The organism is Neptunomonas sp. CHC150, assembly GCF_030397555.1.
GTDB lineage: Bacteria > Pseudomonadota > Gammaproteobacteria > Pseudomonadales > Balneatricaceae > Neptunomonas > Neptunomonas phycophila.
In genome coordinates this window covers 1-2,120 of record NZ_JAPNXU010000040.1, presented here as the reverse complement: position 1 = coordinate 2,120, position 2,120 = coordinate 1, and the positions used below count along the sequence as shown (strand labels likewise).

The 2,120-nt window shown below is 43.9% G+C and carries 1 protein-coding gene and 1 pseudogene; both read left to right on the top strand.

Going from position 1 to position 2,120, the window contains the following annotated elements; genetic code table 11:
• Window positions 1-714 (top strand): annotated as a pseudogene (locus OW491_RS18060) (hypothetical protein); the annotation flags it as partial.
• 4 nt (window positions 715-718) lie between these two features.
• Window positions 719-1,738 carry a phage portal protein gene (locus tag OW491_RS18055; RefSeq protein WP_017058590.1) on the top strand — a complete coding sequence of 340 codons (1,020 nt, stop codon included), beginning with the start codon at window positions 719-721 and terminating at the stop codon, window positions 1,736-1,738.
• The last annotated feature ends 382 nt before the right edge of the window (window positions 1,739-2,120 follow it).

Genomic DNA, 2,120 nt, shown 5'->3' with positions numbered 1-2,120 from the left:
GTATCGTCGGCAGCGTCAGATGTGTATAAGAGACAGGATTTCGATAATCTGTTTATGTGCATTTTCGTTGATGGCGCCAGCTCCGTCTTCAAGTTTTCAGCGCTCGAAAAAGCCATGGTGGATATTAGCCGGTGGCAAGACTTTAAGCCCAGTGACAAAGACCCCTTCGATCGCCGTGAAGTGTGGTTAGGTTACGACCCAAGCCGAACTCGAGACAATGCTTGCTTGGTTGTAGTTGCACCACCGATTGTTGCTGTTGAAAAGTTCAGAGTACTTGAAAAGCACTACTGGCGAGGATTGAACTTTCAGTATCAGGCGCAGCAGGTCTCAAAGGTATTTGAACGATATAACGTGAGCTATTTGGGTATTGATACAACGGGCATTGGCGCGGGTGTCTATGACCTGATTAACAAGAAACACCCACGTGAAACCGTGGCCATTCAATACAGCAATGAGAGTAAGAACCGGTTGGTGATGAAGATGATTGATGTGGTCGAAGCCAACCGCATTCAATTTGATGCTGAACACAAAGACATCGCCATGGCATTCATGGCCATCAAGCGAGCGACCACCAATAGCGGTAACAGCATGACCTTCAAAGCAGAGCGCAGCGAATTAACCGGACATGCCGATGCATTTTGGGCGATTTCTCATGCCTGCATTAATGAGCCGCTCGATCATTCTGAAAAACGAAAATCAACATGGCAGATGTAAATCAATGACTGAACAGACAACAGAAATAATCACGAAAGAATCCGCTAATGATGAAAGCTTGATGTTTAGCTTTGGTGAGCCGGAAATCATGGATCGTGATTTCACCAACTACGATTACAACGAGCTTTACTACAACGAAGACGGTAACTACTGGGAACCACCTTTGGATAGAGTTGGGTTAAACAAACTCACTAGAGCCAACGCTTATCATGGTTCTATCTTAATGGCTCGCCGCAATATGATCTCAGGTCGTTACACCCAAGGCGGAATGCAGAAGCAACAAATGCAATCAGCAGTGCATGACTTCTTAGAGTTCGGTGACACGGCCCTGCTTAAGCTGCGTAACTACTTTGGTAAAGTCATTGGGCTATGGCCTATTCCTACGATGTATTTACGCAAACGTAAGAACGGTGACTTTGCTTTCCTAGAGCGTGATGACAAGCAGAAGAGTTACAAGAAAGAAGACATCATATTCATCAAACAATATGACCCAGTCCAGCAAGTTTACGGTGGACCAGATTACCTTGGTTGTGTTCAATCAGCGTTACTGAGTCAAGACTCAACCACGTTCCGCCGTCGTTACTATAAGAACGGTTTGCACATGGGCTTTATCTTCTACGCGACCGACCCTAACTTAAGTAAAGAAGATGAAGACGACCTAAAGCAGAAGATGGCTTCAAGCCGTGGCGTGGGTAACTTCCGCTCAATGTTCATCAACATTCCAAACGGCAATGAGAAAGGAATTCAACTCATACCCGTTGGCGACATAGCGACCAAGGATGAGTATGAGAAAATTAAGAACGTCACTGCACAAGAGGTGATTACCGGCCATCGCTTCCCTGTTGAACTGGCTGCAATCATACCAAATGGTGGTACGCGTGGTGACCCTATTAAATTTGATTACGTTTACTGCAAAAATGAAGTAATACCCGCTTGTGAAATGTTCATGGACGCCGTGAACCGAGACCCAGAAGTACCCAAGCATCTCCATTTAACCTTCAATTTGAACAATGTTGCGGCCTAAGTAGCGTGACATTTTTTGCAATTTTGTTTTTCTCTGTCATTTACGTTCAGCCCTTGTGCCATAAGGGCTGAACAACACCGAAAATGATCGTCACAAAATACACACGATCATTAAAAAACTAACCTAAAACACAAAAACCATTATATTTCAATCAGTTAGTCAAACCAATCAGATCAACACTGATCGTCAGAATTTCAATTCCTTGCAATTTTTTGCACTCTTCGCAATTTTATTAGGCGCTCTGTAAGCCATTTTAAGCACTGTTAACTTACTGCAAGCACCGTTATTCCTAAAGGGCTAGCGGCTTATTAGCATTCCATCACGGCAGCAGAATTTCACTGAAATAGAATTGCAAAAAAAAGCTGTCTCTTATACACATCTG